20 protein-coding genes are annotated in these 25,237 nt (G+C 56.8%); 12 read left to right on the forward strand and 8 right to left on the reverse strand.

Going from position 1 to position 25,237, the window contains the following annotated elements:
- Positions 1-4: 4 nt before the first annotated feature.
- Entirely contained in the window at positions 5-4,189 is a 4,185-nt protein-coding gene (locus tag ACHZBS_RS17655) for a PEP/pyruvate-binding domain-containing protein (RefSeq protein WP_319407838.1), read from the reverse strand.
- A 257-nt stretch (positions 4,190-4,446) separates the two neighbouring features.
- On the opposite strand from ACHZBS_RS17655, the gene ACHZBS_RS17660 reads away from it, so the two are divergent.
- The 10 genes from ACHZBS_RS17660 (at position 4,447) to ACHZBS_RS17705 (ending at position 13,735) form a co-directional block, all read left to right on the forward strand.
- The gene (locus ACHZBS_RS17660; RefSeq protein ID WP_319407839.1) at positions 4,447-6,693 is read left to right on the forward strand and encodes a hypothetical protein; all 2,247 of its coding nucleotides are present in this window, start codon (positions 4,447-4,449) and stop codon (positions 6,691-6,693) included.
- A 311-nt stretch (positions 6,694-7,004) separates the two neighbouring features.
- Positions 7,005-7,859 carry an ATP-binding protein gene (locus ACHZBS_RS17665; protein WP_319407840.1) on the forward strand — a complete coding sequence of 285 codons (855 nt, stop codon included), beginning with the start codon at positions 7,005-7,007 and terminating at the stop codon, positions 7,857-7,859.
- Positions 7,856-8,731 carry an ATP-binding protein gene (locus ACHZBS_RS17670; RefSeq protein WP_319407841.1) on the forward strand — a complete coding sequence of 292 codons (876 nt, stop codon included), beginning with the start codon at positions 7,856-7,858 and terminating at the stop codon, positions 8,729-8,731. Before ACHZBS_RS17665 ends, ACHZBS_RS17670 begins: the two co-directional genes overlap by 4 nt.
- A 34-nt stretch (positions 8,732-8,765) precedes the next feature.
- Positions 8,766-9,155: a NifB/NifX family molybdenum-iron cluster-binding protein gene (locus ACHZBS_RS17675; protein WP_319407842.1), complete on the forward strand. Its 390-nt coding sequence runs from the start codon at positions 8,766-8,768 to the stop codon at positions 9,153-9,155.
- A 59-nt stretch (positions 9,156-9,214) separates the two neighbouring features.
- Positions 9,215-9,574 (forward strand): NifB/NifX family molybdenum-iron cluster-binding protein, encoded by a 360-nt coding sequence (locus ACHZBS_RS17680; protein ID WP_319407843.1) that lies wholly within the window; start codon positions 9,215-9,217, stop codon positions 9,572-9,574.
- A gap of 667 nt (positions 9,575-10,241) precedes the next feature.
- The gene (locus tag ACHZBS_RS17685) at positions 10,242-10,379 is read left to right on the forward strand and encodes a hypothetical protein (RefSeq protein WP_319407844.1); all 138 of its coding nucleotides are present in this window, start codon (positions 10,242-10,244) and stop codon (positions 10,377-10,379) included.
- Between the two features lie 49 nt (positions 10,380-10,428).
- Complete coding sequence (locus ACHZBS_RS17690; RefSeq protein WP_319407845.1) at positions 10,429-11,304, forward strand: pirin family protein; 876 nt, start codon at positions 10,429-10,431, stop codon at positions 11,302-11,304.
- Positions 11,301-12,107, forward strand: a complete 807-nt coding sequence (locus ACHZBS_RS17695) for an FRG domain-containing protein (protein ID WP_319407846.1) — start codon at positions 11,301-11,303, stop codon at positions 12,105-12,107. Before ACHZBS_RS17690 ends, ACHZBS_RS17695 begins: the two co-directional genes overlap by 4 nt.
- Before the next feature lie 37 nt (positions 12,108-12,144).
- Positions 12,145-13,143: a YhdH/YhfP family quinone oxidoreductase gene (locus tag ACHZBS_RS17700; protein WP_319407847.1), complete on the forward strand. Its 999-nt coding sequence runs from the start codon at positions 12,145-12,147 to the stop codon at positions 13,141-13,143.
- 295 nt (positions 13,144-13,438) lie between these two features.
- Positions 13,439-13,735 (forward strand): antibiotic biosynthesis monooxygenase family protein, encoded by a 297-nt coding sequence (locus ACHZBS_RS17705; RefSeq protein ID WP_319407848.1) that lies wholly within the window; start codon positions 13,439-13,441, stop codon positions 13,733-13,735.
- A 16-nt stretch (positions 13,736-13,751) separates the two neighbouring features.
- On the opposite strand, the gene ACHZBS_RS17710 is transcribed toward ACHZBS_RS17705, so the two are convergent.
- Positions 13,752-14,162, reverse strand: coding sequence for an STAS/SEC14 domain-containing protein (locus ACHZBS_RS17710; protein WP_319407849.1), 411 nt, complete (start codon positions 14,160-14,162; stop codon positions 13,752-13,754).
- Positions 14,163-14,349: 187 nt separating this feature from the next.
- Here ACHZBS_RS17710 and ACHZBS_RS17715 point away from each other — a divergent pair, with 187 nt between their 5' ends.
- Both ACHZBS_RS17715 and ACHZBS_RS17720 read left to right on the forward strand, forming a co-directional pair.
- The gene (locus ACHZBS_RS17715; RefSeq protein WP_319407850.1) at positions 14,350-15,417 is read left to right on the forward strand and encodes a TIGR00730 family Rossman fold protein; all 1,068 of its coding nucleotides are present in this window, start codon (positions 14,350-14,352) and stop codon (positions 15,415-15,417) included.
- A 5-nt stretch (positions 15,418-15,422) separates the two neighbouring features.
- Positions 15,423-15,779 (forward strand): DUF2867 domain-containing protein, encoded by a 357-nt coding sequence (locus ACHZBS_RS17720; RefSeq protein ID WP_319407851.1) that lies wholly within the window; start codon positions 15,423-15,425, stop codon positions 15,777-15,779.
- 23 nt (positions 15,780-15,802) lie between these two features.
- Here the strand turns inward: ACHZBS_RS17720 and ACHZBS_RS17725 are convergent, their stop codons facing one another.
- From ACHZBS_RS17725 to ACHZBS_RS17750, 6 genes are all read right to left on the reverse strand, one after another.
- Positions 15,803-16,372 (reverse strand): GNAT family N-acetyltransferase, encoded by a 570-nt coding sequence (locus tag ACHZBS_RS17725; protein ID WP_319407852.1) that lies wholly within the window; start codon positions 16,370-16,372, stop codon positions 15,803-15,805.
- A gap of 28 nt (positions 16,373-16,400) precedes the next feature.
- Complete coding sequence (locus tag ACHZBS_RS17730; protein ID WP_319407853.1) at positions 16,401-17,597, reverse strand: histone deacetylase; 1,197 nt, start codon at positions 17,595-17,597, stop codon at positions 16,401-16,403.
- 309 nt (positions 17,598-17,906) lie between these two features.
- Positions 17,907-19,070 (reverse strand): multidrug effflux MFS transporter, encoded by a 1,164-nt coding sequence (locus ACHZBS_RS17735; RefSeq protein ID WP_319407854.1) that lies wholly within the window; start codon positions 19,068-19,070, stop codon positions 17,907-17,909.
- A 215-nt stretch (positions 19,071-19,285) separates the two neighbouring features.
- Positions 19,286-20,698 carry an efflux transporter outer membrane subunit gene (locus tag ACHZBS_RS17740; protein ID WP_319407855.1) on the reverse strand — a complete coding sequence of 471 codons (1,413 nt, stop codon included), beginning with the start codon at positions 20,696-20,698 and terminating at the stop codon, positions 19,286-19,288.
- 1 nt (position 20,699) lies between these two features.
- Positions 20,700-23,873 carry an efflux RND transporter permease subunit gene (locus ACHZBS_RS17745; RefSeq protein ID WP_319407856.1) on the reverse strand — a complete coding sequence of 1,058 codons (3,174 nt, stop codon included), beginning with the start codon at positions 23,871-23,873 and terminating at the stop codon, positions 20,700-20,702.
- A 12-nt stretch (positions 23,874-23,885) separates the two neighbouring features.
- Entirely contained in the window at positions 23,886-25,070 is a 1,185-nt protein-coding gene (locus tag ACHZBS_RS17750) for an efflux RND transporter periplasmic adaptor subunit (RefSeq protein ID WP_319407857.1), read from the reverse strand.
- Positions 25,071-25,237: the final 167 nt, after the last annotated feature.

Here is a 25,237-nt window from a genome sequence, read left to right on the forward strand (position 1 = left end):
CTGATCAGGCTTCCCGGATTTTCATGGTTCCTTGATAAACCGAACCCTCCCGACCGTCAATGCTAATGTGGTCTCCCGACCGGATGATCACCTCGTTGAACAGGGCGGTTTTTTCCTTTTCGTTGCATACCAGGGTGCCGCATCCCACCACGCAGGTTTTGCCCAGCCGGTGGGCCACCACCGATGCATGGCTGGTCAGCCCGCCCCTGGCGGTGAGTACCCCGTCGCTGGCATAAATCTCCTTGATGTCGTCGGGAACCGTGTCTCCGCGAATCAGGATGAGGGCTGTGGCCGGTTCCGTTTCCCGCCAGTGGTCGATTTCCTCCAAGGTAAAGACGGCCCGGCCGACCATGGCTCCGCCGGCAACGCCGATGCCGTGCCCCAGGTAGCGATTTCCCGGATCGGCCTCCACGTCGAAGGCAAGGACGGTTTTACGCTCCCGGATGGCCATGTCCCGGGTTTGAAGCAGATAGATGTCATTGGCTGAAGCGCCTTCGAATGTAAATTCCATTTCCTGCGGGCTCCAGCCTTTTTTATAAATGAGCTGGGCCGCCCATTTGCGGATGGCCGCATAAATCGCCGGGTAGTGGGTCTCCAAGGTGATGTCCGTGTCCCGCATCTCTATTTCCTGCTGTTTGACCGAAATGGGCAGGGTCCTCACCAGGCCCGCCACCACGTCTTCGCCCTGGTTTTCCAGGGTGAAATCGCCCCATGGGCTCAAGGTGTCCCCGGACCAGCGGGGATTGTGGGTGAAAAAAACGCCGGAGCCCGCCTGGGGAGAGATGTTGCCAAAGACCATTTCCTGGACGGTGACGGCGGTGCCCCAGTCGTCCGAAATGCCCATGATCTTCCGGTAGGTCTGCGCCCGGGGGGATTCCCAGGAGGAGAAAACCGCGTTGATGGTCATAAAGAGCTGATCCATGGGGTCTTCGAGCATTTCCACGCCGGCGTCCTGGATCCGGGCTTTGTAGGCCAAGGCCACCCTCTTCATCTGTCCGCCGGTGAATCCTTTTTTCAATGGGATGCCCAGCCGCGATTTAAATTCGGCGATGATGGCGTCAAAATCGTCGCGTTCCAGCCCGAAGGCCATGCCGTAGCATTGCAAAAACCGACGATAGTTGTCCCAGGCGAACCAGGGGTTGTCCATCTTGTGGGCCAGGCCTGCGGCAATTTCCTCATTGATCCCTACATTCAGAAAGGTTTCCATCATGCCGGGTTGAGAAATGGAAGCACCGCTGCGTACCGAGAAGAGCAGGGGGTTGGACGGTTCTCCGAATCGTTTCCCGCTTATTTTCTGAAGCTGACTGATGTGCCGCTTAACCTGCTGCCGGAAGTTCTTCTTGACCGGAGCAAAACCATCGATCAGTTCCCGGCAGCGGAAAGCTTCGGTGGTGATGATGAAACCCGGGGGCACCGGCAGTCCCAGGTTCTTCAGCTTGAGCAGGTTCAGCCCCTTGTTGCCCATATAGATGATTCCGACGGCGCTGTTGTTGACTTGTTCCAGGCCGGTAATGATCCGCTGGGGGTCATAGTTGAGCAGCAGGTGGAGCTTGTCCTTGGGGAGCATATTGGACTGGTGAAACAAGGTGTTGAGTATCCGGGTTAAAAACAGGTCCAGCTGCTGTAGGCCCAGGGAGGTGGCGATGCGGTCTCGAAAAAAGATTTCGGAGATGCGGTGCTTGAGTTTTTCCGCATCCACGGCGTGCTCTTGCGGAAGGAATTTTTCCAGGATCCGGTCCATGGGCATATGGGAGAGAATGCGCGTCAGATTCTGCCCGTGAATGTTGTTAAAATAGTCGTTGATGATATTTTTGACGGCAACGGCGAATCCCTTGAAAATATCCAGGTACTGGGTAAAGGTGAATCCTCTCACCTCCAGGGCGTGGGCCAGCAGATCGAGCTGACGCTCCAGCTCCACCGAATAGATGCCGTCCAGGCGAAGGGCCTTGTCAAACAGGGTCAGCCGCTCATAAATGTCGTGAAACGTGGCCCGGGTGATCAGGCCCAGATTGATCTGGTCCACCAGCTCTTCGAACAGCACGTTGATCAGGGATTCGACGCGGAAGGTGAGTCCCAGTGCATCGAACTTGCGTTCGTGGTAGCTGCCGTACATGGAGGGGATATCGATGGTAATGTGACGTTTTTTGTATATGTCCGCTTTTATTTCGTAGGTCTCGTCGGAGAGAATGATCGCCTTGAGGCGCTCCAGGTAGTCCATCAGCATGAACAGCCGCCGCTTCAGGTCGGGCTCGTCCAGGGCGGCGCGCAATCTTTCCAGGTCCGGAAAAGACTCCCTGTCCAACTGCTCCAGGTGGTGCCGGAGGGATTTATAGTCCAGCTGATACTTGTGATAAAGCAGTTTGTAAAAGGCGGCGAGGAGCACCACCCGTTCGGTGTCGACGGCATGCGGTTCAGGTGATTCAGCCAGCAGCGCATGGATGCGCTCGTTTTCCTCTACGAGCAGTTCTTCGGGAATCGCCATGCCCCGGTTGTTCAGATGGGCGAACAGGGTGTTGACCCCGTCGATGTATTCCCCATGGGTTTCGATCTGTTCGAAGATGCTGGGGGGGACAAAGGGCTGAAGCGGCGCCTTGTCTCTTGTTTTCCAGAAGTGCAGAACCGCCTCCATGAACCGGATGATGCGGTTGGAACTCTCCACATGGCTTTGTTTTCGCAAAAAATGGATGAGTATGTCCCGCCGGTGGGTGATTTCATCCAGCCGGGTGGAGATATCACGCAGGGTGCCCTCTGCACCGATGTCGTTAAAATAGGATGGAAAGAGGCGGGTCAGCTGTTTCCCAAGATTATAGACCGGCCCGATCTCACTGTTGAGAAAACGGGTGATGTCCCTGGGGAACAGGTCCGTGTCTTTGATGAAGATTCCGGACAACGAGAGTTTGATGATCAGGCTGGAGAGCAGTCGCGAGGACCATTTGGGCTTGCATTCAATCAGTTCCAGCCAGGTTCGGATGTTCTGCAGGTGAGCTGAATTGACCTGGATCTGCCAGTCGTTGCCCACGCCGCCCAGCATGGGGGTCTGGAATCCCAGGTCCACCACCCGATCGATAAAAAAGTTCACCTGGTCGATATCATCGGTCTTGTAGACCCCCTGACCCATGTTGAGAACGCAGGTGAGGGTCGTCGCCGGAAACTGCTCCGTCCGGGTTTTCAGGATATACATGGTTTTTTCGATCAGATCACCGATGTGCCGGTAGCTCTCATTTTCGATCAGCCAGCCGACGGTACGGTTGATGTCGCGCAAGGCCTCTTCATGGATCAGGTTCAGGCCGGCAATACTCATGATATGAAACAGAAATATCACCTTCCACTGGTTGCCCTGCCCGGCGTCGTTGCCTGCTTCCATCAGCATCTGGGGCATCTTGCGGTATCGTTCGACGATGGCACTGAAATCCGTCAGAGTGAGCAGTTGGTCGAATACCGACGGGGCTTCGCACTCCGGCAGGTTTTCTATCTGGTGCAGATGGTCTTTCAGGGTGTGCAGCACCTCATGGGAAATTTCTGAAAAACAGGCGCGGACAGGCTCCGGATTTCGGATTTGGCCCGCCGCCGCTTGAAAAGAATCCCACGGGTCCTTGACCTCGCACCAGAAATTATAGGTGACGTTGCAGGTGCGGATCAAAAGCCGGTTGAGCACCCGGTAGTCGGTGATGGCGCTGCGGCCTCGATCTCCCAACAGCCGAATGATGCGCTTGATCGGGTAGAAACTTTTGACAAAGAGAAAAAAACGGTCGTCCGGGCAGTCGTGGATCCAGTTGAAAGCCGTGTTGAGTACCGGCAGAAAATCGGGAAGCCGGTCACGCGAATTGCCGATGATCTGCTGAAGATACAACAACAGGTTGTCCACCGCATCGGTGCGGACGCCATCATCTACATTGGCATCGATGACTTCGCTGAATATCCCTACCATGGCGCCCGCCGCTTCCACACCCCGGGGGTGGGATTGAAACAGATGGAAGTAATCCAGTGCATATCCCCTGGCCTCCCCTACGATAAACTGCCAATTGCGATAGGGATGACTCAGTTCCCGAAGGAAGGTGTTCACGCCTTCCATCAACCCGAAATAGCGGGACATGACCGCCTGGATGCATTCATACCGGGCATCGATGGTCACATCCACATAGGTGCTGGCCAGGTTGGCTTCAAGGGCTTTTGACTTGATCATTGTCATCGTTGAAGAAGATCCCCTCATGGTTCCGGTTGTCTGTTTAAAACCAAACTAACAGAGCGATGCCTGTATTTCAAGCGGAGCCTTTTCCGGTTTTCGATTTCCGTTTTGAGAAAAATGTGATATTCAAAAAATACCCTCTGGATTCATAGGGTTGACCCGCCTCCGGTGTTCCGGCCGAGTACGACGGCAACCACCACGCCGGCATGAATGCACCAGGGGCCTCCAATTTGCCTTTTCACCCCACACAGGTCATGGTCATGGATGAAAAAGAAATATTCCTGGATGATGCCGCGGAGCAGCTTTTTTCCCAGCTCGATGGACTCGAAGAACACAAAAAAGGACGGTCGGCTGCGGAAATGATGGCCGAGAGTCTGGCCGAAGAGCAGAAACAGCAGGATGTCTGGCGGATCTTGCTCTGTGAAATTGTTCATCATATTGCCGGCTATTTTCAACGTATGGATCTGGACGCCCGACAAACCGAAGAGCGTCAGACCTTCGATCAACTGGCGGAGACCCTGGCCAAACTATCCCAGTTGCCCCAGCAGGCAGGGCGGATTCTGGTCCGCTATCGAGGCCTTTCCGCAGATTCGGACATCCCCGAACGGTTGGACTACGAAATCCTTTTCGGGAACATGGTCGTGGACCTGGATTTTGTTCCCACGATGATTAAACGCCACGGGTCCCTGCTTTCCCACCTGATGGGCCAGTTGCTGGACGCTTTCGGAATCTTCTCTGACCGGGGCATCAACAACCTGTATCTGAACCTGCCCAAAGGCGATCCCGATTCTCTGGACCGGTTGCGTCGCAGTCTTCATATTCTTTGTCGGCTTTACCGGGCACACGAGAATCAGCGTGACATTGTCCTGGGAGCCGGAAAAGAGAATTTGGTGCCCATGGTATCCGATGAGAAGGGGTGCCTCAGTACCAATCTGACCCTGATGGCCGGCGTCAACCGATTGGGCGCAAAAACCATGCGCAACCTCGTCACCAAAGTAGATGCCTGGATGCAGAAAAAGGAGGCGTCCGACGAAGGCTGTCAGTTTACCAGCGTATACAATGCCATTTTCGGCCTGCCCAAACTCAGTGCCCAACTGATTCCTCCACCCCTGGAGATCAACAACCTGGATTGGCTCATGCGGGGGGAGAGTGAAGAAAATTTCACCCGGGAAAAAGCCAAGGTGGCAAGGATTATCGCCAGCGTGGAGGCCTCACCCGAAAAAGCCGCCAAGGTGATAAAAAGCGTCTACGGTGACGACTACCAGAAGATTAATTCTCACCATCTGGAGGAGAGGCTGGGGCTCTCCTCTAATCTGCTGCAGGCTATTGACAACAAGCCTAAAAGCGAAGATGCACGCCAAGAGGTGTTGACCAATCTGAAACAGCGCCTGGACACCGTGAGAGACGATGTGTTTGACAACCTGTATTTCACCCGCTCCGAAGACAGCAAGGTGGGTGCGCGCGGGTCTATCTTGGGCGCGGTCCACCGGCAGCTGTATAAAATGGTCTCTTTTTTCAAAGGGAGGTCCTCCACCCGTAAAAAGATGACTTCCTTGGTTCACGGCACCATCCAGTTTGAAGAGCGGGATTTTGAGGTCCTGGCCGAGGACTTTGACATCGATATGGATGAAGCCCGCCAGTTGGTTGATGTGTTGAAAAAGTGTTTCAACGAAAAGGGCCGCTTCCTGAAATCGTCCTTTATCGACGCCCTGCCCCGGTTCGCCCGCTACGAGAAAAAGATTTTCGAGTTCCTGTGGCGGCATCTCAAGGATGTGGTGGCACCGGAAGACCGTACCGTTTTCCTCAATGCCCTGCAGCTGCTTTCCGCCAGGATGAACCAGCCCAAACGGGCTCTCAAGATCCTGCTGGAGGATTTTCTCAAGGATCCTGGCGATATTCAATTTTCAGATGCCAAAGCCCTGGTGCTGGCCAACCTCATCCTCCACGAATATGACAAGAGCCTGGCCGACATCGAAATTACACCGGAGGATATCCTTTTCAACCAGCGCGGCATTAACAAAGAGGTGGCACGGTATGCCGCCTGGCGCATGGATCGAGACCAGGAAGCCTTCTTCGACAAGGTCCGGACGATTCATCAAGCGCTTTGCGAAGCCCTGGAGTTTGGCATGACACGCAGGCACCGCCTGTCCGCCAAGGATCTTTTAGGTTTGGAACGGGAGGTCTATATCTTTTTTTCCATGATCGAAACGGTCGTGGGGCGATCGGTGCTGCGCAGTGCCGTCACCGAATACGGCAGCCCGGAGTCGGACCTTTACTTTCTGAAAGAGAGCGACCGGCTCATGTCCCACTTGCTGCAGAATCTGCGGATTGCCATCCGTGGACTGGCGAATATCGGCAGTATGGAGAGCTTGCCGTCTCTGGAAGCCCTAAAAACGAGGGAGGAGGTCTTTCAACGCCTCAAAAAAACCAAGGCGCACCGTGATCAGTCGCGGCTTATTTCGGAATGGGTGGACGAGGCGGTCAAGATTATCAAGTTCCGATCCTGATGTCGATCCAACCTAAATGGTCAAATCCTTCGCCTGGCTGTCAGTCCGTCCACCCAACGAGGTTCCATCATCGTTAGAACTAACCTAATAATATTTTTTAAGATTATTTGCAATTCAACATAGCCGGCGATTTCCCCGTTTGATTCACTATCCCTTCTTAATTTGAGCATTCGCAAAAAAACCGCTTGACGTTTTATGAGCTTATACTTAATTTAGAACCCGATAAATACTTGTTTGCGTGCTGAAATACCCGTATGCAGACGGGGTGACGACAATGTATGCAGACCTGTTGATCCTGGAGGTTAGACCCAATGATTATCAGCATCGCCAGCGGGAAAGGGGGCACCGGAAAGACAACCGTGGCTACTAATCTTGCGGTATCCGTAGAAGAGCCTGTCCAGCTCCTGGACTGTGACGTGGAAGAACCCAATGCCCACCTGTTTTTGCGACCCACCATCGAAGAAACCACCACCGTCACTACCCCGGTTCCTGAAATTGACCTGGAAAAGTGCAACCAATGCAAAAAATGCATGGAAATATGTCGGTTCAGGGCCATTGCCGTTCTCGGCGATACGGTGCTTACTTTTCCAGAGCTTTGCCATAGCTGCGGGGGATGCATGGCGGTATGCCCGGAGGGAGCCATTACCGAAAAGGGACGGGAACTGGGCGTTTTGGAAGTAGGCCGCATGAATGGCCTATCCTTTGTCCACGGCCGGTTGCGGGTGGGGGAAGCCATGTCGCCACCGCTGATCCGGGCTGTCCGGGACCGCACCTGGACCGACGGCCTGACGCTGATCGATGCCCCGCCGGGTACCTCATGTCCGGTGATCGCAGCAATAAAGGATACGGACTTCGTTCTGCTGGTTACCGAACCGACCCCCTTCGGTCTTCATGACCTGACGCTGGCCGTGGAGGCGGTGAAAATACTGAAGATTCCCATGGGGCTGGTGATCAATCGCGCCGATATGGGAGACGACATGGTTAGGGCCTATGCCCGAGCCGAAGGGCTTCCCATCCTCATGGAGATTCCCTTTGACCGGAAGATCGCCGAAAGCTATTCCCGCGGAGAAATGTTCTCCCTGGTCCTCCCCGAATGGAAAGCCCGATTCCGGGAACTGGTTGAAAAGATAGAAACGCTGACGGGAAAGGGGGCCGGCGGAAAATGAAAGAACTCGTTATTCTGAGCGGTAAAGGGGGCACCGGCAAGACCAGCCTGACGGCAGCGTTTGCCACCCTGGCTACCGGCTGCATGCTGTGTGATGCAGATGTCGACGCGGCGGATCTGCATCTGTTGATGCAGCCCGACATTCGAAAACGGACCGATTTTCAGGGTGGCGGGGTGGCGGTGATCGACCCGCAGCGCTGTACCGGATGTGGTACCTGCATCGACATGTGCCGGTGGTCGGCCATCGGGCCGGATTTTGTCGTCGATGACATCGGATGCGAAGGCTGCGGGGTGTGCGTGGATTTCTGCCCGGAGCAGGCCATCGATTTTCCGGTTAAAACCTGCGGTCAGTGGTTTATTTCCGATACCCGCTTCGGGCCCATGGTTCATGCCCGATTGGGCATCGCCGAGGAGAATTCAGGGAAGCTAGTTGCTTTGGTGCGTCAGCAGGCCAAACAATTGGCTGAAGCGAAAGGCATTGACCTGATCATCACCGATGGCCCTCCGGGTGTGGGTTGTCCGGTAATCGCCTCGGTCGGCGGCGCCACCAGCGCACTGATCGTTACCGAGCCCACCGTTTCCGGCATCCACGACATGGCCCGGGCCATTGAGTTATGCCAGTATTTCAAAGTACCGGTGATGGTGTGCATCAACAAGTTCGATCTGAACCTGGACAACAGTGCCACCATTGAAGAAATGGCCCATGACGGGGGATTGCCGGTCGTGGGTCGGATTCCCTTCGATCCGGCGTTTACTCAGGCCATGGTGCAGGGAAAAACGCTTTTGGAATATGATGGCAGCGGGATGGCCGGTGAACATCTACGACAGGTGTGGGCCGCCATAATGCATACACCGGCCATGACGGCTGAATAATAGACAGCAGAAATAGAAAGGAGTTAAGCATACCATGGAAAAAGGAAGAATCGCCATTCCCTCGATGGAAGCGGGAGGGCTTGATGGAAAAAGGTCCGGTCATTTTGGCCATTGTGATACTTTTACCCTGGTGGATGTGAAAGACGGAGCCATCGAAAAGGTTTCCACCATTCCCAACCAGAGCCACGTTCAGGGCGGCTGCATGGTTCCGGTGAACCTGCTGGCGGACAATCAAGTCAATGCCCTGGTTGTGGGCGGTATTGGCATGCGGCCGCTGATGGGGTTCCGCCAGGCAGGCATCGACGTCTACCACGACGATCAGCGTCCGGACATCCGTCCGGTAGTGGAAGACCTTATTGCCGGACGGCTGACCATGATTTCTGACGATCAGGTTTGCGGCGGTGGCGGCGGTGGTGGACACTGATGAGTGAATTTGCCATCGGCAATGCAACCCGGCAAGCTTAAAAATACGGAGGGAAATAGATGAAAATTGCTGTTACATCCACGGGAAAAGATTTAGAGTCACCCATGGATCCGCGTTTTGGCCGGGCGGCCTATATCCTCATTGTTGATACCGATACCTTGGATTTCGAGGTGCTGGATAACGCCGAGAATGTCAACGCCTTCAAGGGCGCAGGCATTCAGGCCGCCACGATGATCAGTGAAAAACACGCCGACGTTCTGCTTACCGGGTATTGCGGCCCCAATGCATTCAAAGCGTTGGATGCCGCGCGGGTAAAAGTAGGCGGCGATGTGAGCGGAACGGTTCGCGAAGCGATTGCAGCTTTTGCAGAAGGCAAAGTCAAACTGGCTTCCGAACCCAATGCCGAGGGGCATTGGTAAGCCCTGCCACCATGATAACCCTCCGGAGGCACCGGTCGCATTTATCCGACAGAGGCGGATGCCTTCGGTAAAAAAGAAGGTGATAGCTATTCCCGGATTGGATGGGACCGGAACCGATTCTGCTGGTCCTATGACAGGTGGTGTCCGTGGCCGTTGCACCGGTAAAAGCGAAATAGCCGGTGTCGGCGAGTGCAGAGACCGGCATTTCGGATGCGGTCGCGGATTTTGGCAGGGCCGACCTCGGGGATCATGGCCGGAGGGAGATGGGTTTTGTCAGATTTGGCAGCCGCCTTGTGGCCATGCCCCGATCCTGCAGCCGGCAGTGTGAAACCGCGTTTCACAGCTGGAAAAGCAGATCGTGGCCATTACGCATCGCCTTGATGCGCGCAACGCGCGTATCGAATCGCTCAACGCAGAGACGATGACGATGGCGCATTATAATTACAACTCATGATCAGCGCTTAGCGAGACACGGCTTTCCGCCATAATGACGACAGTCCGCCACGGCATACCTGACGCAAGGGTTTGACCCTTTGGGTCAATATCCGAGGGAACAAGAAAGTCGTGTTTTTAAGACGTCCGCCGCACCGGCCGCACGTCTGCGGTACATTTTCCCCACCCGCACGTTTTCCCGCATTATAGACAACCATTTGACGACAGCGCTTCTTTGCACTATTTTACCGGCATCGACCGAAAACAGATCCATGTCCACCGGTTTCTCTACCCCGAGTTTCCATCGGATGAATTTACCCTTGGCTGGCATGTCCACTGCCTTTACGATCAGAGCAAGGGCGATATCAATTGAAACGGACTGGCCGTCCACCCGACGGTCCGGACCAAAGGAGATGCGTGCAATGAGTGTCCTGCGAAAGCCACGACGGGTGATCCGAAGCCAACCGGTGATCGAAGGCGCCGGCGTTCATCTTAACCGGGCCTTCGGCCACAGCGAGGCTCCCGGGTTCGATCCGTTTCTCTTGCTGGACGATTTCCGGTCTTCGCGTGCCGATCATTACCTCAAGGGGTTTCCCTGGCACCCCCACCGAGGCATGGAGACCATTACCTATATGCTCGATGGGGCCGTGGTGCACGGCGACAGTATGGGCAACACCGGAACCATCGGCCCTGGAGACGTGCAGTGGATGACCGCCGGCAGCGGTATCATTCATCAGGAAATGCCCAAGGGAAACGCGGCGGGCAAAATGGGAGGATTTCAGTTGTGGGCCAATCTTCCGGCCACTCACAAAATGATGGCCCCGCGCTATCAGGAGATTCCGGCCCATCGGATTCCCGACGTTCTCTTCGATGGCGGGATTCGCGTCCGGGTGGTGTGCGGCGGGGTGGGCGATGTGAAGGGGCCGGTTACCGATATTGTCATCGATCCCCAGTATCTGGACGTATCCATGCCGCCGCATACCCGCTTCAGCCATTTCGTCAACCCAGGTTACACGGTTTTTGCCTATGTCGTGGAGGGCCGGGGCGGTTTTGCCGAGACGGTTGCCACGCCGCCGCAGGAAAACGGAAATGTGGTGGTATTTGAGGACGGCGACCGCATCGCCGCGACCACCGCAGACGATGCCTTCCGGTTCCTGCTGATCTCCGGCAAGCCCATCGGGGAGCCAGTGGCCTGGCAGGGGCCCATTGTGATGAATACCCGGGAGGAGTTGCAACTGGCATTTCGGGAGTATCGGGACGGGTCATTCATCAAGCACGGGGCCGGGAGTCCGCGATGACCCATCCATTCAAACGAAGCAATGACATCACCGTGGAAAGCTGGTGCGAGCTGTGCGAACGCCTCTACGACAACTCATGGCAGGACTCGCTCTTGCGGTTTCGCTCCAATTATGCTTTTCGGGGGCTTTCGGACTCCGGCTACGACCTGAAGACCAGTTTTACGCGGCGGTGCGGTGCCCACTCGCACCTGGAGTACCATCTGCTGCGTAATTTCAGCAAGTATGCCGAGATGCCCTGGACCGGGGAAAACGCCTCGAACTGGCGCTGGCTAACGGTAGCCCAGCACCACGGGTTGCCCACCCGGCTGCTGGACTGGACCTATTCGCCGTTTGTGGCGGCCCATTTCGCCACGGCGGACACGGATCGCTTCGACGGTGACGGTGTCATCTGGTTTGCCGACTACGTGAAGATCAACAAGATGCTTCCCCGTCCCCTGTCCGACGAACTGGTCAACGTCGGGGCCAATGCCTTCACCCTGGAGATGCTCGAACACGCGTTAGGGGATATCAAGGGTTTCGACGCCCTGGGCGATGACCTGGTGCTCTTTTTCGAGCCGCCGTCCATCGACGCCCGCATCGTCAACCAGTTCGCCTTTTTCTCGGTTATGTCCGACCCCACCGCGCAGCTGGATCTGTGGCTGGAGAAGCATCCGGATATTTACGGCCGAATTATCATTCCCAAGGCGCTCAAGTGGGAGATCCGTGACAAACTCGACCAGGCCAATATTACCGAACGCACCTTGTTCCCGGGGCTGGACGGCCTGGCATTGTGGCTCAAGCGGCAGTATACCCCCCGGACCTGAATGACAATAAATCGTATAGCCAAAGGAGACCTGCACGATGATATCTGAAACATTCAATGCATTGGTCGTGGAAGCCGGAGAAGACAAAACCTATGTCCGGCAGATCAAAAAAAGGAGGATCGACGACCTTCCCGAGGGAGATGTGCTCATCCGCGTGAACTACTCCTCCCTGAACTACAAGGATGCCCTGTCGGCCACCGGCAACAAAGGGGTTACTCGAAGCTATCCCCACACGCCGGGCATCGACGCCGCCGGTACGGTTGTCGATAGCAGGGTCGGCATGTTCAAGAAAGGGGATCCGGTTCTGGTGACCGGGTACGACCTGGGCATGAACACATCGGGCGGGTTCGGCCAGTACGTACGGGTACCGGTCGGCTGGGTGGTCCCGCTGCCCCGGGGCCTCACCTTGAAGGAGAGCATGATTTTCGGCACGGCCGGTTTCACCGCCGGCATGGGCATCCTTTTCCTCACCGAACGGGTCAAACCCGAAGACGGCCCGGTGCTGGTCACCGGCGCCACCGGCGGGGTGGGCAGCGTCTCCGTGGCCGTGCTGGCCAAGCTGGGATATACGGTGGCGGCCGTCACCGGTAAAACGGCCGAGGCGGCATTTCTCAACGGCATCGGTGCGTCGCAGATCGTTGCCCGGGCCGATGCCGCCGACACCAGCGGTAGGCCGCTGCTCAAGACGCAGTGGGCCGGGGTGGTGGACACGGTGGGCGGGGAGATCCTGGCCACGGCCATTAAATCCACCAATCCCTGGGGGACCGTCACCTGCTGCGGCAACGTGGCCTCGCCCGATCTGCCGCTGACCGTCTTTCCCTTCATCCTGCGCGGCATCCGGCTGATCGGCATCGACTCGCAGAACTGCCCCATGGATGTCCGGTTGAAGGTATGGGGAAAATTATCCGGGCCATGGAAAATAGACGGTCTCGCGAGTCTCTCCAAAGAGGTTGCCCTCGACGGACTGGGCGACAATATCGACCTGATTCTCAAAGGCCGGCAGAAGGGCCGGGTGGTGGTCAACCTGGGCGAATGATCCGCCGATGCAGGATCTCCCCATCCTACCGTTTACCCTTGCCGGCGTCACCAGCGTGGCGCCGGCAAGGACCATCGAAGCCGTTTCTTAATCTCATTGACCCGCAATATCCGTTTGACATTCCATCCATATCGTCATTTAATGAAACATATTTCCGTCGCACCGGCACCCGAATACCTATCCTTTGATGGCTTTTACCGCCGCTTCCCGCACAATTGCCGGAAAATTTTCTGTCTGCCATTCGCAGCGGGCAATCGCCCACATCTTCAGTCTACAGAGAAAAAAGGAGGAGCCCATGAGCGTCAAAATACTGATTACACGGACGATACCCGGCAACAAGGGCAGAGACATGCTCCAGTTGTTTAGAGAGATGCGTTCGCTGGCCACGGCCCAGCCCGGCTATATATCGGGCGAAACCATGAAAAGCAACGACCGGCCCGATGTATTTCTGGTCATCAGCACCTGGGAATCTGCAGGGGATTGGGAAAAGTGGCTGCTGAGCAAGGAACGTCAGGCAATTCAGGATAAGATGGATGCGTTGCTCGGCGGCAAGACTCACTATGAGATGTTTCACTACGGCTTGCGGGGGTGATGGCAGCCTCCGATGATTATGCGTCCGTGCCGTTCGCCGGTCGTGTTTCTGTTCTTACCCGGTCAATGTCGCTCTGGATCCATCGGCTTGCTTCATTTACCTGCGCCATGTCGAAAAAGTTCATGCGGATGCCGCTGAACAGGCTGAAAATCCCTACCCAGGTGTCCTTCCAGAACCGGTCGCACACGACGGCCACCTTCTCGATGGCGTGGTCGTAAAGCCTTAAAAATCGAAGATCGTCATAAAAATCTTCTGCGCTGTTAAGCGAGGGATAGTGGCGCATCACGAGCACCAGGCGAACGTGGCCCTGGGCCGCCACAGCCAGGTCCATATCCCGGCAGATGACCTTGAACCGGGCCGAGCGGATTTCCGATCGGATGTCCAGGGTCAGTACGTTTCCCGCACCGGTAAACGCTGAAAGCTGCATGGCCCGCCTCCTTTGTTTTGTTGTTATCCCATTATAATCATGTTTGGCGGTGTTGAAACATCCATAGCCATTTCCCGGTCCGATGGACCGCGGCCATCAGCGACATAAAACCCTGCGCTTGCGAATCTTTAAAAAACGGTTACAATAATACTTTTCCAGTTAACCTCTATCATAAGGATTATGGATAATGCCGGATAGCAGCAACAAAGGCTTCTCGAAACCCGTAAAACTTCATTTTACGCGCACCAACGGTCCGGTGGACGATACCATCGACGGGCTGATGGCCCTGGTGGGCGATGTCGCCCACCCGGATATTGTGAGGGAAATCATCCTGGCCGGCCTGAAGGCCGGGCAGGAGAACGGTGGCCGCGCCGATCTGAAGCTGATGAACTCTTCCATGAAGGAGATGCGCTTTACCGCCAAAGTCTTCGGCCCCTATCGAAAGGTCCGTAAGGTGACGGTGTTCGGATCGGCCCGGACCCGGCCGGATGCACCCTTGTACCGCATGGCAACGGATTTGGGGAAAAAGCTGGCCGAAGCCGGATTCATGGTGATTACCGGCGGTGGTCCCGGGATCATGCAGGCGACCAACGAAGGGGCCGGCCCGGAACACTCTTTCGGCGTCAATATCCGACTGCCTTTCGAACAGAAGCCCAACCCCGTGCTGGTTGGCAATCCCCGCCACATTACCTACAAATACTTTTTCAACCGCAAAGTGGCCTTTCTGAAAGAGGCCGACGCGGTGGTCCTGTTCCCCGGCGGGTTCGGTACTCTGGACGAGGCCATGGAGTCCATCACCCTGCTGCAGACCGGCAAACTCTATCCGTTGCCCCTGTTTCTCATCGACGAACCCCAAGGGACCTACTGGGACCGGTTGTTGAGTTTCTTGGATAACGAACTGTCCCTGCACGGGTACATTTCCCATGACGATTTTGGCCTCATCGAACGGGTGACCCGCCCCGAGGATGCCGTGGAGCGGATTCGCCATTTTTACTCGCGGTATCACAGCCTGCGGTACGTGGAAGACCGGTTGGTCATCCGCATGTCCACTCCTTTGGATCAGCGGCATGTGGACACGCTTAAAAACGATTTCGCGGGCCTGTTAACACCCGGGGGGGATATGCATCTGTCCGGTCCTTTTGACGAGGAGATGAACGAGCCGGAACTGACCCATCTGCCCCGGCTGGTGGTGGATTTCAACAAGCGGGATTTCGGGCGGCTGCGGCAGCTGGTGGATGCCATTAACGATTTTTAGGAGGTTTGCCAGGGCGGCGTCATCTCCCGGACCTGCGCGTAGGCGATGGCCTGGACTTCTGGCGGGTCATTGCCATGGAACTGCCCCATCGTCTGTTGCTGCTGGCGGAGATGAAGACGCCGGGGGACGCTTTGCTGGAATTTTTGATCGCCCCGGACGGACCGGGCAAGGTGGAGCTAAAAATGATTTCGCGGTTTCTGCCCCGGGGACTGGCCGGAATCCTCTACTGGTATGCCTTGCTGCCCACCCACCGGTGGATTTTTGAAGGCATGCTGCGTGCTGTTGCCGCAAAGACCGGTATGCCGGTGGTGAGTGGTCCTGAAAAAGCCTCAATGACAGCAGCCCTCGAATGCCGCCTGTAGCGCCCATCTCAAAAATAGTATAATCATACTGCTTTCGGCGGGGTGGGGAAGATATTGAGCAGCCTGCATTGGCTCAGTCGTCGGTGTACCCGGAACCCCAGTTTGGTATGCATGCGGAAGGATGCGTGCCAGTTGCTGTACATACCCGCAATCATATGGCTGCCGCCCTGCTCGCGAACGGCCTTCATCAGGGATCCCAGAAGGGCTGAACCCATGCCGCGTCCGGCAAATCGCGGATGTACGAAAATATAAACCAGGTAGGACCATCCGGGGGGAAGCTTCAGGGTATACCAGAGCGCGAGACTGAAATCGGAGAAGGTGACCCAGGCAAAGGCGCAGATGCGCTCGTCGTGCTCCACCACGAGACAGCGATCGCCTTTGCGCAGAGACGCCTCCATGAAGTCGGTCTCCTTCACAAATCCCTGCAGGGCGTTGATCGCCATCAGATCGCCCTTGCCGGCCCATCGCATGTGAAGCTCCGCCGGCAGACGGCCGGCCTGAATTGGTTCCTGCAGGTCCCTGACCAGTTCGAGCCATTCTTCACATGTCTGCATCTTTCGGGCGAGTTGTCTGATGGATTCCCTGAACGGCATGGCCGCGTCTGATGCCTCCCTTTTTAGGTCAATCCCTGAAAAACGCCATCCATCGGGCCAGGTCCCCTTTGAGCCGGTCCATGATCGGAAAATGATCCGCCACGGGTTCACCGGCTGCCGACATGGCCAGGGTTTTCCAGTATTTCCGGTGCACGTGTTTTACGCGCCAGATGACATAAGCGGTTTTTCGGGGATCGGCGGATGCAATGAAGCTGCGGATATCGGTCGTCCGCCGACCGTTCATTTCCCTGAGGACTTCGCGTACGGAATCTTTGAGCGCTTCCAGGTTATATCCGCCTTCCAGCGTCATCACCAGTTTTCCCTGGCAGCATTGGGTGGCGATATCCAGAAGGATGCGGGTCAAGCCGGCGAAACCTGCCGGGGTCATCTTCATTCCCCCGAGAGGATCGTTGAAATGGATATCGAAACCGGCGCTCACCAGGATTAGATCCGGTTTGAATTCCAAGGCGATGGGTTTTAGCAGGCGTTCAAAAAGCACCAGATAATCTCCGTCGCCGAAGCCGGGGAGGAGCGGGACGTTAACGGTATAGCCTTTCCCCCTGCCTTTGCCGATCTCGCGCAGGCGTCCGCTGTGGGGATAGGTAAACGCCTGGTGGGTGGAGAAAAAGAGCACCGACGGGTCGTCTTCGAAGCAGTGCTGGGTGCCGTTGCCGTGATGCAGGTCCCAATCCACAACCAGGATGCGCGCCAGACCCAGTTTGCTTTGGGCATAATGGGCGGCGATGGCCACATTGTTGTAAAGGCAGAATCCCTTGGCCGCCGCCCGTTCGGCATGGTGTCCGGGAGGGCGGACCAGGGCGAAGGCATTCTCCACCCGACCAGCATGGACTTCTTCAATCGCCCGGCAAAGTCCCCCTGCCGCCAGTTGGGCCGCTTCGTTGGACAAAGGCGATGTGCTGGTGTCCTCGTCCAGGTAGGTGGCCTGCTTTCCTGATGTGCTTTCCAGCCGATTGATATAGTCCTCTGAATGCACCCGTGCCAGATCATCCCTCGCGATCAGGCACGGTGAAATGTTCTGAAAGCAGCCGGATAGTTCAGGCTCCTCGAGCAAGGCGTAAAGCACATCCAATCGTTCGGGGCATTCCGGTTCATCCGGGCCCATGCAATGTCCGGCGTAGCGGGGATCGATAACGATTCCTGTCCGTTTTCCCGTCGGCAGCCCATTTTCTTTTTCGTCTTTTGCAGCTGCATCAAAATCGGTCATGGTGTCAGGGGTTCAATCTGGAAAAAGGTGAACCGCGAACGGGGAATCGATTTTCATCCTTACGGTGAAGATTCCCAGCGGCTTGCCGCGGAGAGGATTCAATAATTGCGCGATGATCCTGACGCGTCGGTCACGAAGCAGGGTTAAGATATTGTTGAGGCGGCAATAATGTCAATGGCCTCGACCGCTTTTCAGGTGCCGGATCGGACCCAAGGCTTTCAGACAATAGATAGGGTTTGGCAGGGGTGGTGAAAAACCATGACCCGTTCCCGCCGTTCGCTCCAGGGGCTGTGGGGATCGCCGAGAAGATCAGCGGATCAGGAAAAAGTGCTTGCACCGCATCCAGAAAATCAGGGTCAATCCTCCGACGATGGCACCCATTGCTCCGATAACAACTATCTTGTCCGTCCACTGCAAAGAGACAATCCCCATGGACAGGGATCCGATCATCATAAAGGTGAATACGAGCATGGATGATGCCGCTCCTACGTCATGATCGACCTGCTCCAGAATCAGGTTGTTGGTGGGTGGACGGCACAGCCCGAAAAAAAAGGATATCATCCCCATGGGCAGCGTCAGGCTCCAGGGCGAATGGTGTGGTGCAATCGCCATCCAGAGGCCGGCTGCCGTGATGCCGGCAAAGGATACGGTGACGATTTTTTCCATACGAAGATGAAGGGATAATCTTCCAAAAAACAGGGAACCGGACATGGTGGCCAGGGCATTGGCGCCGAAAAAATAGCCGAATTCCCGTTCACTGAGTCCGAATCGGGAGATATAGATTTCAGATGATCCGGCAATAAAGGCAAAAAAAGGAAAGACCATCAATGACATGGCGACCATGAGGACCGTATATCGACCGTTACCCATCAGGCGGGCATAGATTCGAATCACCCGGGCCGGGCTCACCCTGCTGAAAACTTTCAGTGGTTCGGGCATTCCGTGAACGCCGATAAATGCCACCAGCCCCATCAGGGCCTGCACGACGAATACCCATTGCCAACTGAACCAGTAAATGATCCAACCGCCGATGATGGGGGCCAGCATGGGGGCAAGGGCCATAATGACGGCAATGTGGGCCATGATGCGCGCCCGTGAGCCTGCATTGAAAAGATCCTTGCACATGGCCAGGCTCAAGGCCGATGCTGAGGCGGCCCCGGCGGCCTGGAGTACCCGGGCCACGATCATCATTCGGATTCCGGTGGATGCGGCGCACAACAGGCTGGCACCGATATAGATGCCGATGCCGACCATCAGCGGGCGCCTGCGGCCGTATCGATCGGAGACCGGCCCGTACACCAGCAAAAAAATGCAGTAAGAGACGAAAAAACAGATCAGCGTCAGATTGACCACCATCAATGGCTGTTCCCACTGCTCTCGCAGCAGGGGAATCGCCGGCAGGTACATGTCCGTGGACAGAGGGGGAAATGCTGCCAGCAATGCGATTAACGCTATGATTCGATGATGCTTCAATGGTTTTCCTGTTTGCCGGGGGAGTGACAGTGACCTGTTTCGATGGCGAATACGGGCAAGGAAAACAAATACTGCCGGTTGATCACGCTTTTGATGGGAGCCGGCACCGGTGCTGCATTACTCGGGTTTATCAGGATGGCAATGACAGGAACCGTCGACCGGCCGGTGTCGATCCGGCGGAGCTTTCGTTGCCGGATTGCTTCCACAGTTAGGGTTTACTCGGCACCGCCGCCCAATACCGCATAAAGCCGAACCTGATTGGCCAGCTTTGCCAGACGCAGATAGACAAGGCCCTGCTGCGCGGCATAGAGGGAACGCTGGGCGTCCAGGACACCCAGGTAGCTGTCAATACCCTTGGTGTAGCGGGTCGTGGAGAGACGGAAGGTTTCTGCTGCAGACTTGACCAGGGATTGTTGGGCTGCCATTCGTTCGTCTATCGTGCCTTGAACGGCAAGGGCGTCGGCTACTTCCCGGAAGGCGGTCTGGATCGCCTTCTCGTATTGAACGAATACGATCTCCTTTTCCGATTTGGTGACATCCAGCGCAGCCCACAGCCGGGCATCGAAAACCGGCATCGCGGCTTGGGGCGCGAACAGCCAGGTGCCCGAACCGGAAGCGAAGAGGCCGGACAATTCGCTGCTTGCCGTTCCAACAGCCGTCGTGAGCGAAATCCGGGGAAACAGCGAGGCCCGGGCTGCGCCGATATTGGCATTGGCCGCTTTGAGAAGATTTTCGGCCTGCAGGATGTCTGGTCGGCTGAAAAGTACATCCGAGGAAATGCCCGCAGACACGCTTTTGAAGGGTTCAAGATCGGCCAGATCCGGCAGGAGCATCTTATCCGATACTGCCGTCGGCATCCCGACCAGAAAATTCAAGGCGTTTTGATCCTGTGCCACCCGCTGCGTATAAAGGGCCATGTCTCCCCGGGCGATATCGACCTGCGTCTGGGCGCGATGGAGGTCCAGTTCGGATGCGAGCCCGGCCTCCATGCGCCGTTTGATCAATTGGAACGCGGCTTGCTGTACCTCCAGCGAAGTCTGCGCCAAATTCAGATTCTCCCGATCTGCAGCCAGGGTCAGGTAGGCGTCGGCTACTGCGGAAACGATCAGAATCTGTGCCCCGCGGCGGGCCTGTTCCGTCGCCAGATATGCTTCCAGCGCCTGATCCTTCAGGCTGCGGATGCGGCCGAAAAAATCGATCTCCCAGGAGAAAATACCCAGATTGACATCGTATTGCTCGGCAGTCCGGCTCTGTCCGGTACTGGAAAGATCAGCCGGCACTCGCTGTTTACTTGCGTTGGCGGTCGCATCTACTGCCGGATAAATGGCCGATCGCTGGATGCCGTAGATCGCCCTTGCCCGTTGTACGTTCAGAGCGGCAAGCCGCAGATCGCGGTTGTGATCGAGGGCCGTCTCAATCACCTCTTGAAAGCCGGGATCGGTGAAAAACTCGCGCCATGGAATGTCGGTGACCGTGGGGGTGCCGTCCATGGACGGATTTTTCCGGTAGGCCGGCCCGGTGGGCCAGGTGGCGGGTACCGGGGCGTCGGGCTGAGTGTAGGGCGGAGCCATGGAACAGCCTCCCACAACCATGATCAAACCCACTAAAAAAAACAGGTTTCTATGCATGTCATTGATTCCCCGATATGGTTTTCTCGGCCCGATGGGCCTGTTCACGCTTGCGATGCCGGCCGAGCGCCCGATAGATCAGTACATAAAAGAGCGGCGCAAAGAGGGTCACCAGGAAGGTGGAGGTCACAACGCCGCCCACCACGCCGATTCCGATGGCCCGTTGAGCCCCCGCCCCGGCCCCGCTGGCCAGCGCCAGGGGAAGCACGCCGAAGCCGAAGGCCAGGGAAGTCATCACAATGGGACGCAGCCGCAGTTTGGCCCCTTCCAGCGTGGCATCGATCAGTCTCATCCCTTCGTCCACCCGGGCCCGGGCAAACTGAACGATCAGAATGGCGTTCTTGGTGGTCAGCCCCAGGATGGTCAGCAGGCCGATCTGGAAATAGACATCGTTGGGCAATCCCATCAGGGTTGTGGCGATAATGCCGCCGATGGCTCCCAACGGCAGGGTCAGCAGGATCGATATGGGAATCGGCCAGCTTTCGTACAAGGCTGCCAGGCACAGGAAGATCACCAGGATGGAAAAGGCGTACAGCAGGGGCGCCTGGGACCCGGACATGCGCTCCTGATAGGACAGACCGGTCCAGTCAAAGCCGAAGGCCGGAGGCAATTTCTTTATGGCTTCCTCCATGGCCTGCATGGCCTCGCCGGAGCTTTTGCCGTGCGCCGCCTCGCCCCAGATGTTGATGGACGGAAATCCGTTGAAACGCTCCAGCTTGGGAGATCCGGACGTCCAGTGACCGGATGCGAAGGACGCAAAGGGGACCATCTGGCCGCCAGTATTGCGCACATAGAGTTTTTCCAGGTCGCCGGGAAGTCGGCGGAAGGGCGCGTCCGCCTGCACAAATACCCGCTTGACCCGTCCCGCCTGGATGAAGTCGTTGACATAGGCGCTGCCGAATGCCGCCGAGATGGTGTTGTGAATGCCCGTAATGGGCAGCCCCAGGGCGCCGGCTTTTTCCCAATCCACGTTGATCCGGTATTGGGGGACGTCTTCCAACCCGTTGGGACGCACGCTGGCCAGTCGTGGATCCCTTGCGGCGATCCCCAAAAGCTGGTTTCGGGCTTTGATCAGTTCGGCATGGCCCACGCCTCCGCGGTCCAGCAACTCGAAATCAAAGCCGCTGGCATGGCCCAGTTCGATAACGGCCGGCGGCGGAAAAGCGAAGACCATGGCATCGCGGTACGTGGAAAAGACGCCCATGGCCCTTCCGACGACGGCTTTGACCTTAAGGTCCGGCCGGTGGCGCAGATCCCAGTCCCTGAGCCGGACGAACGCCAGGCCGACATTCTGGCCCGCCCCGGAAAAGCTGAATCCGGCAACGGTCATCAATGCTTCCACCGATTCTTTTTCCTGGTTCAGAAAATGCTTCTTGACCTTGTCCAGTACCGCCTTGGTTTGTTCCAGGGTCGAGTTGGCCGGCAGCATGGCCTGAACATAGAGCATTCCCTGATCTTCCTCAGGAAGATAGGCGGTCGGCATCTTTCTGAACAGATAGCCCATGGCCACGACAATCAGGAGAAAAAGCACCAGGTAGCGCAGTTTCTTTGAGAGCGAATGCCCGACCAGGGAGAGGTATAGATTCCTGGCCCGGTAAAACAGGCGGTCAAACCATCTGAAAAAGGGACGCATAAAAAAAACGGCACTGTCGGCCGGTTCATGACCGGCCGGCACCGGTTTGAGTAGGGATGCGCAAAGCACCGGGGTCAGAATCAGGGCCACCAGCACCGACAGGAGCATGGCGGCGATGATGGTTACGGAAAACTGGCGGTAGATCACGCCCGTGGAGCCGGGGAAGAAGGCCATGGGTCCGAATACCGCCGAAAGCACCAGGCCGATGCCGATCAGGGCGCTGGTGATCTGTTCCATGGACTTGGCCGTGGCCTGCTTGGGCTCCAGTCCCTCCTCGCTCATGATCCGCTCCACGTTTTCCACCACCACGATGGCGTCATCCACCAACAGACCGATGGCCAGCACCATGGCGAACATCGTCAGCATGTTGATGGAAAACCCGAACAGCCCCAGTACCGCGAAGGTGCCCAGAATCACCACCGGCACGGCGATGGTCGGGATCAGGGTAGCCCGCATGTTGCCCATGAACAGATACATCACCAGGAACACCAGCACCACCGCCTCGGCCAGGGTCTTGAACACCTCCTCGATGGCGACCTGGACAAAGGGGGTGGTATCATAGGGATAGACCACTTTCATGCCTGTCGGGAAGTAGCGGCTCATTTCCGCCAGCTTGTCCCTGACGGCCTGGGCGGTTGAAAGCGCGTTGGCCCCGGCGGCCTGACGGATAGCCAAGCCACCGGCTGGCTTGCCGTTATAGTAGGCCTCGACATTGTACTGTTCGGTTCCCAGCTCCGTTCGTCCCACATCCGCGATCCGGACCACCGATCCGTCGGTATTGGTGCGTAGCAGGATGGCGGAAAATTCCTCCGGGGTCTTGAGCAGGCTCTGGACGATGATGGAGGCGTTCAGGCGCTGGCCGTCCACGGCCGGCGCCCCGCCGAACTGACCGGCGGAGATCTCCACGTTGTAAGCCCGAAGCGCGCCGACCACGTCGGCAATGGTCAAATGATATTCGGTCAGGCGATCGGGGTTAAGCCAGACCCGCATGGCGTACTGGGATCCGAAGGTGTTAACTTCGCCCACGCCGGGGACCCGGGCCAAGACCTTTTCCAGGTTGGATTGGGCGTAATCCCGCAGATCGTTTCCATCCATGCTGCCGTCTTCGGAAACCAAACCCACGATCAGCAGGTAGTTGCGGGTGGACTTGCTGACCTTGACACCCTGGCGCTGAACCACCTCGGGCAGGCTGGCCATGGCCAGTTGGAGTTTGTTCTGCACCTTGGCCCATGCCAGATCCGGATCGGTTCCCGGGGCGAAGGTCAACTCGACCCGGGAGGAGCCGGAGGAATCACTGGTGGCCGACAGGTACAGCATATCGTCGAAGCCCGTCATCTTCTGTTCGATGATCTGGGTGACGCTGTTTTCAACTGTCTCCGCCGACGCTCCCGGGTAGTTGGAATCGATGGCGATGGACGGCGGCGCGATCGGCGGGTACTGGGAAATGGGCAGGTTGTAGATCGCCAGACCACCGGCCACCATCAGGACAATGGCGATGACCCAGGCAAAGACGGGACGGTCCAGAAAGAATTTTGATAACATCACACGCCTCCGTCAATTCGATTGTTGATCCACCGGGGCAACGGATTTTGCCTCACCCGCCGGCGCAGCGGATTCCAACGCAACCACCTTCACCGCCGCACCCGGCCTTACTTTCTGAATCCCTTCGACGATTACCCGATCCCCTCGGCCAAGTCCGGATGTGACCAGCCACTGGTCACCGATGGCACGGTCAAGCACCAGCATGCGCTGTTGGACTGTGTCGGCGGCATCCACGATGAGGGCTGTCGGATTACCCTTGGGGTCACGGGACACGGCCTGCTGGGGGATCAAAATGGCAGCTTCATTGACCCCTTCCTTCATTACCGCCCGTACGAACATGCCGGGCAGCAGGATGCCTTGGGGATTGGGGAAAACCGCCCGCAGGATAACCGAGCCGGTGGTTGGATCCACGGTCACGTCCCGGAACTGAAGGGACCCTTGCAGCGGATAGGCCGGGCCTTCTTCCATCACCAGGGTTACCGCCTGCTGGTTCTTGCTGGCTTGATTGAGGCGGCCGTCTTCCAGGCGCCGCTTCAGGCGCAGCAGGTCGGTGGTCGACTGGGGCACATCCACGTAGATGGGGTCCAACTGTTGAATGGTTGCCAGGGCCACGGGCTGATAGGCGGTGACGATCGCGCCCTCGGTCACATTGGATCGGCCGATACGGCCGGAAATGGGGGCGGTGATACGGGTATAGGCCAGGTTGATACGCGCCGTCTCCACGGCAGCTTTCCAATACCGGACGTCGGCCTCGGCCTGTTTCAGGGCCGCCGCTGCATCATCGTAATCCTGCTGGCTGACCGCTTTATCGGCCAGCAATTCCAGATACCGATCGGTTCTTGACTGGATGGCCGGCAGATTGGCCTCGGACCGGCCGAGGGCGGCGTCCGCATTATTGAGGGCGGCCTGAAACGATGCCGGATCAATCTGATAGAGCATGTCGCCGGCCTTTACATCGGCGCCTTCGACAAACCGCCGCTTCTGAATCAGGCCGCTGACCTGGGGTCTGATTTCGGCAACGCGATAGGCCGATATGCGTCCAGGCAATTCAAATGTCAACATGATCGGTTGCGGCTGTACCGTTGTTGTAGCCACTTCCGGGGTACGCGGCGCCGGGGCTTCCTGTTTCTGGTTCTGGCAGCCGACCGTCAATAGAACAAAGAATGAGACAGCCGCCAACCACATTTTTAAATTCATTTGATTTGCTGGTCGCATGGATTTTTTGCCTCCAGATCACGTTGTCTTGCTCTTTACGATTTGAAAAAACGGTAAATAATTCTTCATCTTAGATCAAATTATGATTTAAACCGAAATAAATAGCAGGGATGCATGAATATTTCAATCATAAGCTTTAAACTTGTATT

Source organism: uncultured Desulfosarcina sp. (assembly GCF_963664155.2).
Taxonomy (GTDB): Bacteria; Desulfobacterota; Desulfobacteria; order Desulfobacterales; family Desulfosarcinaceae; genus Desulfosarcina.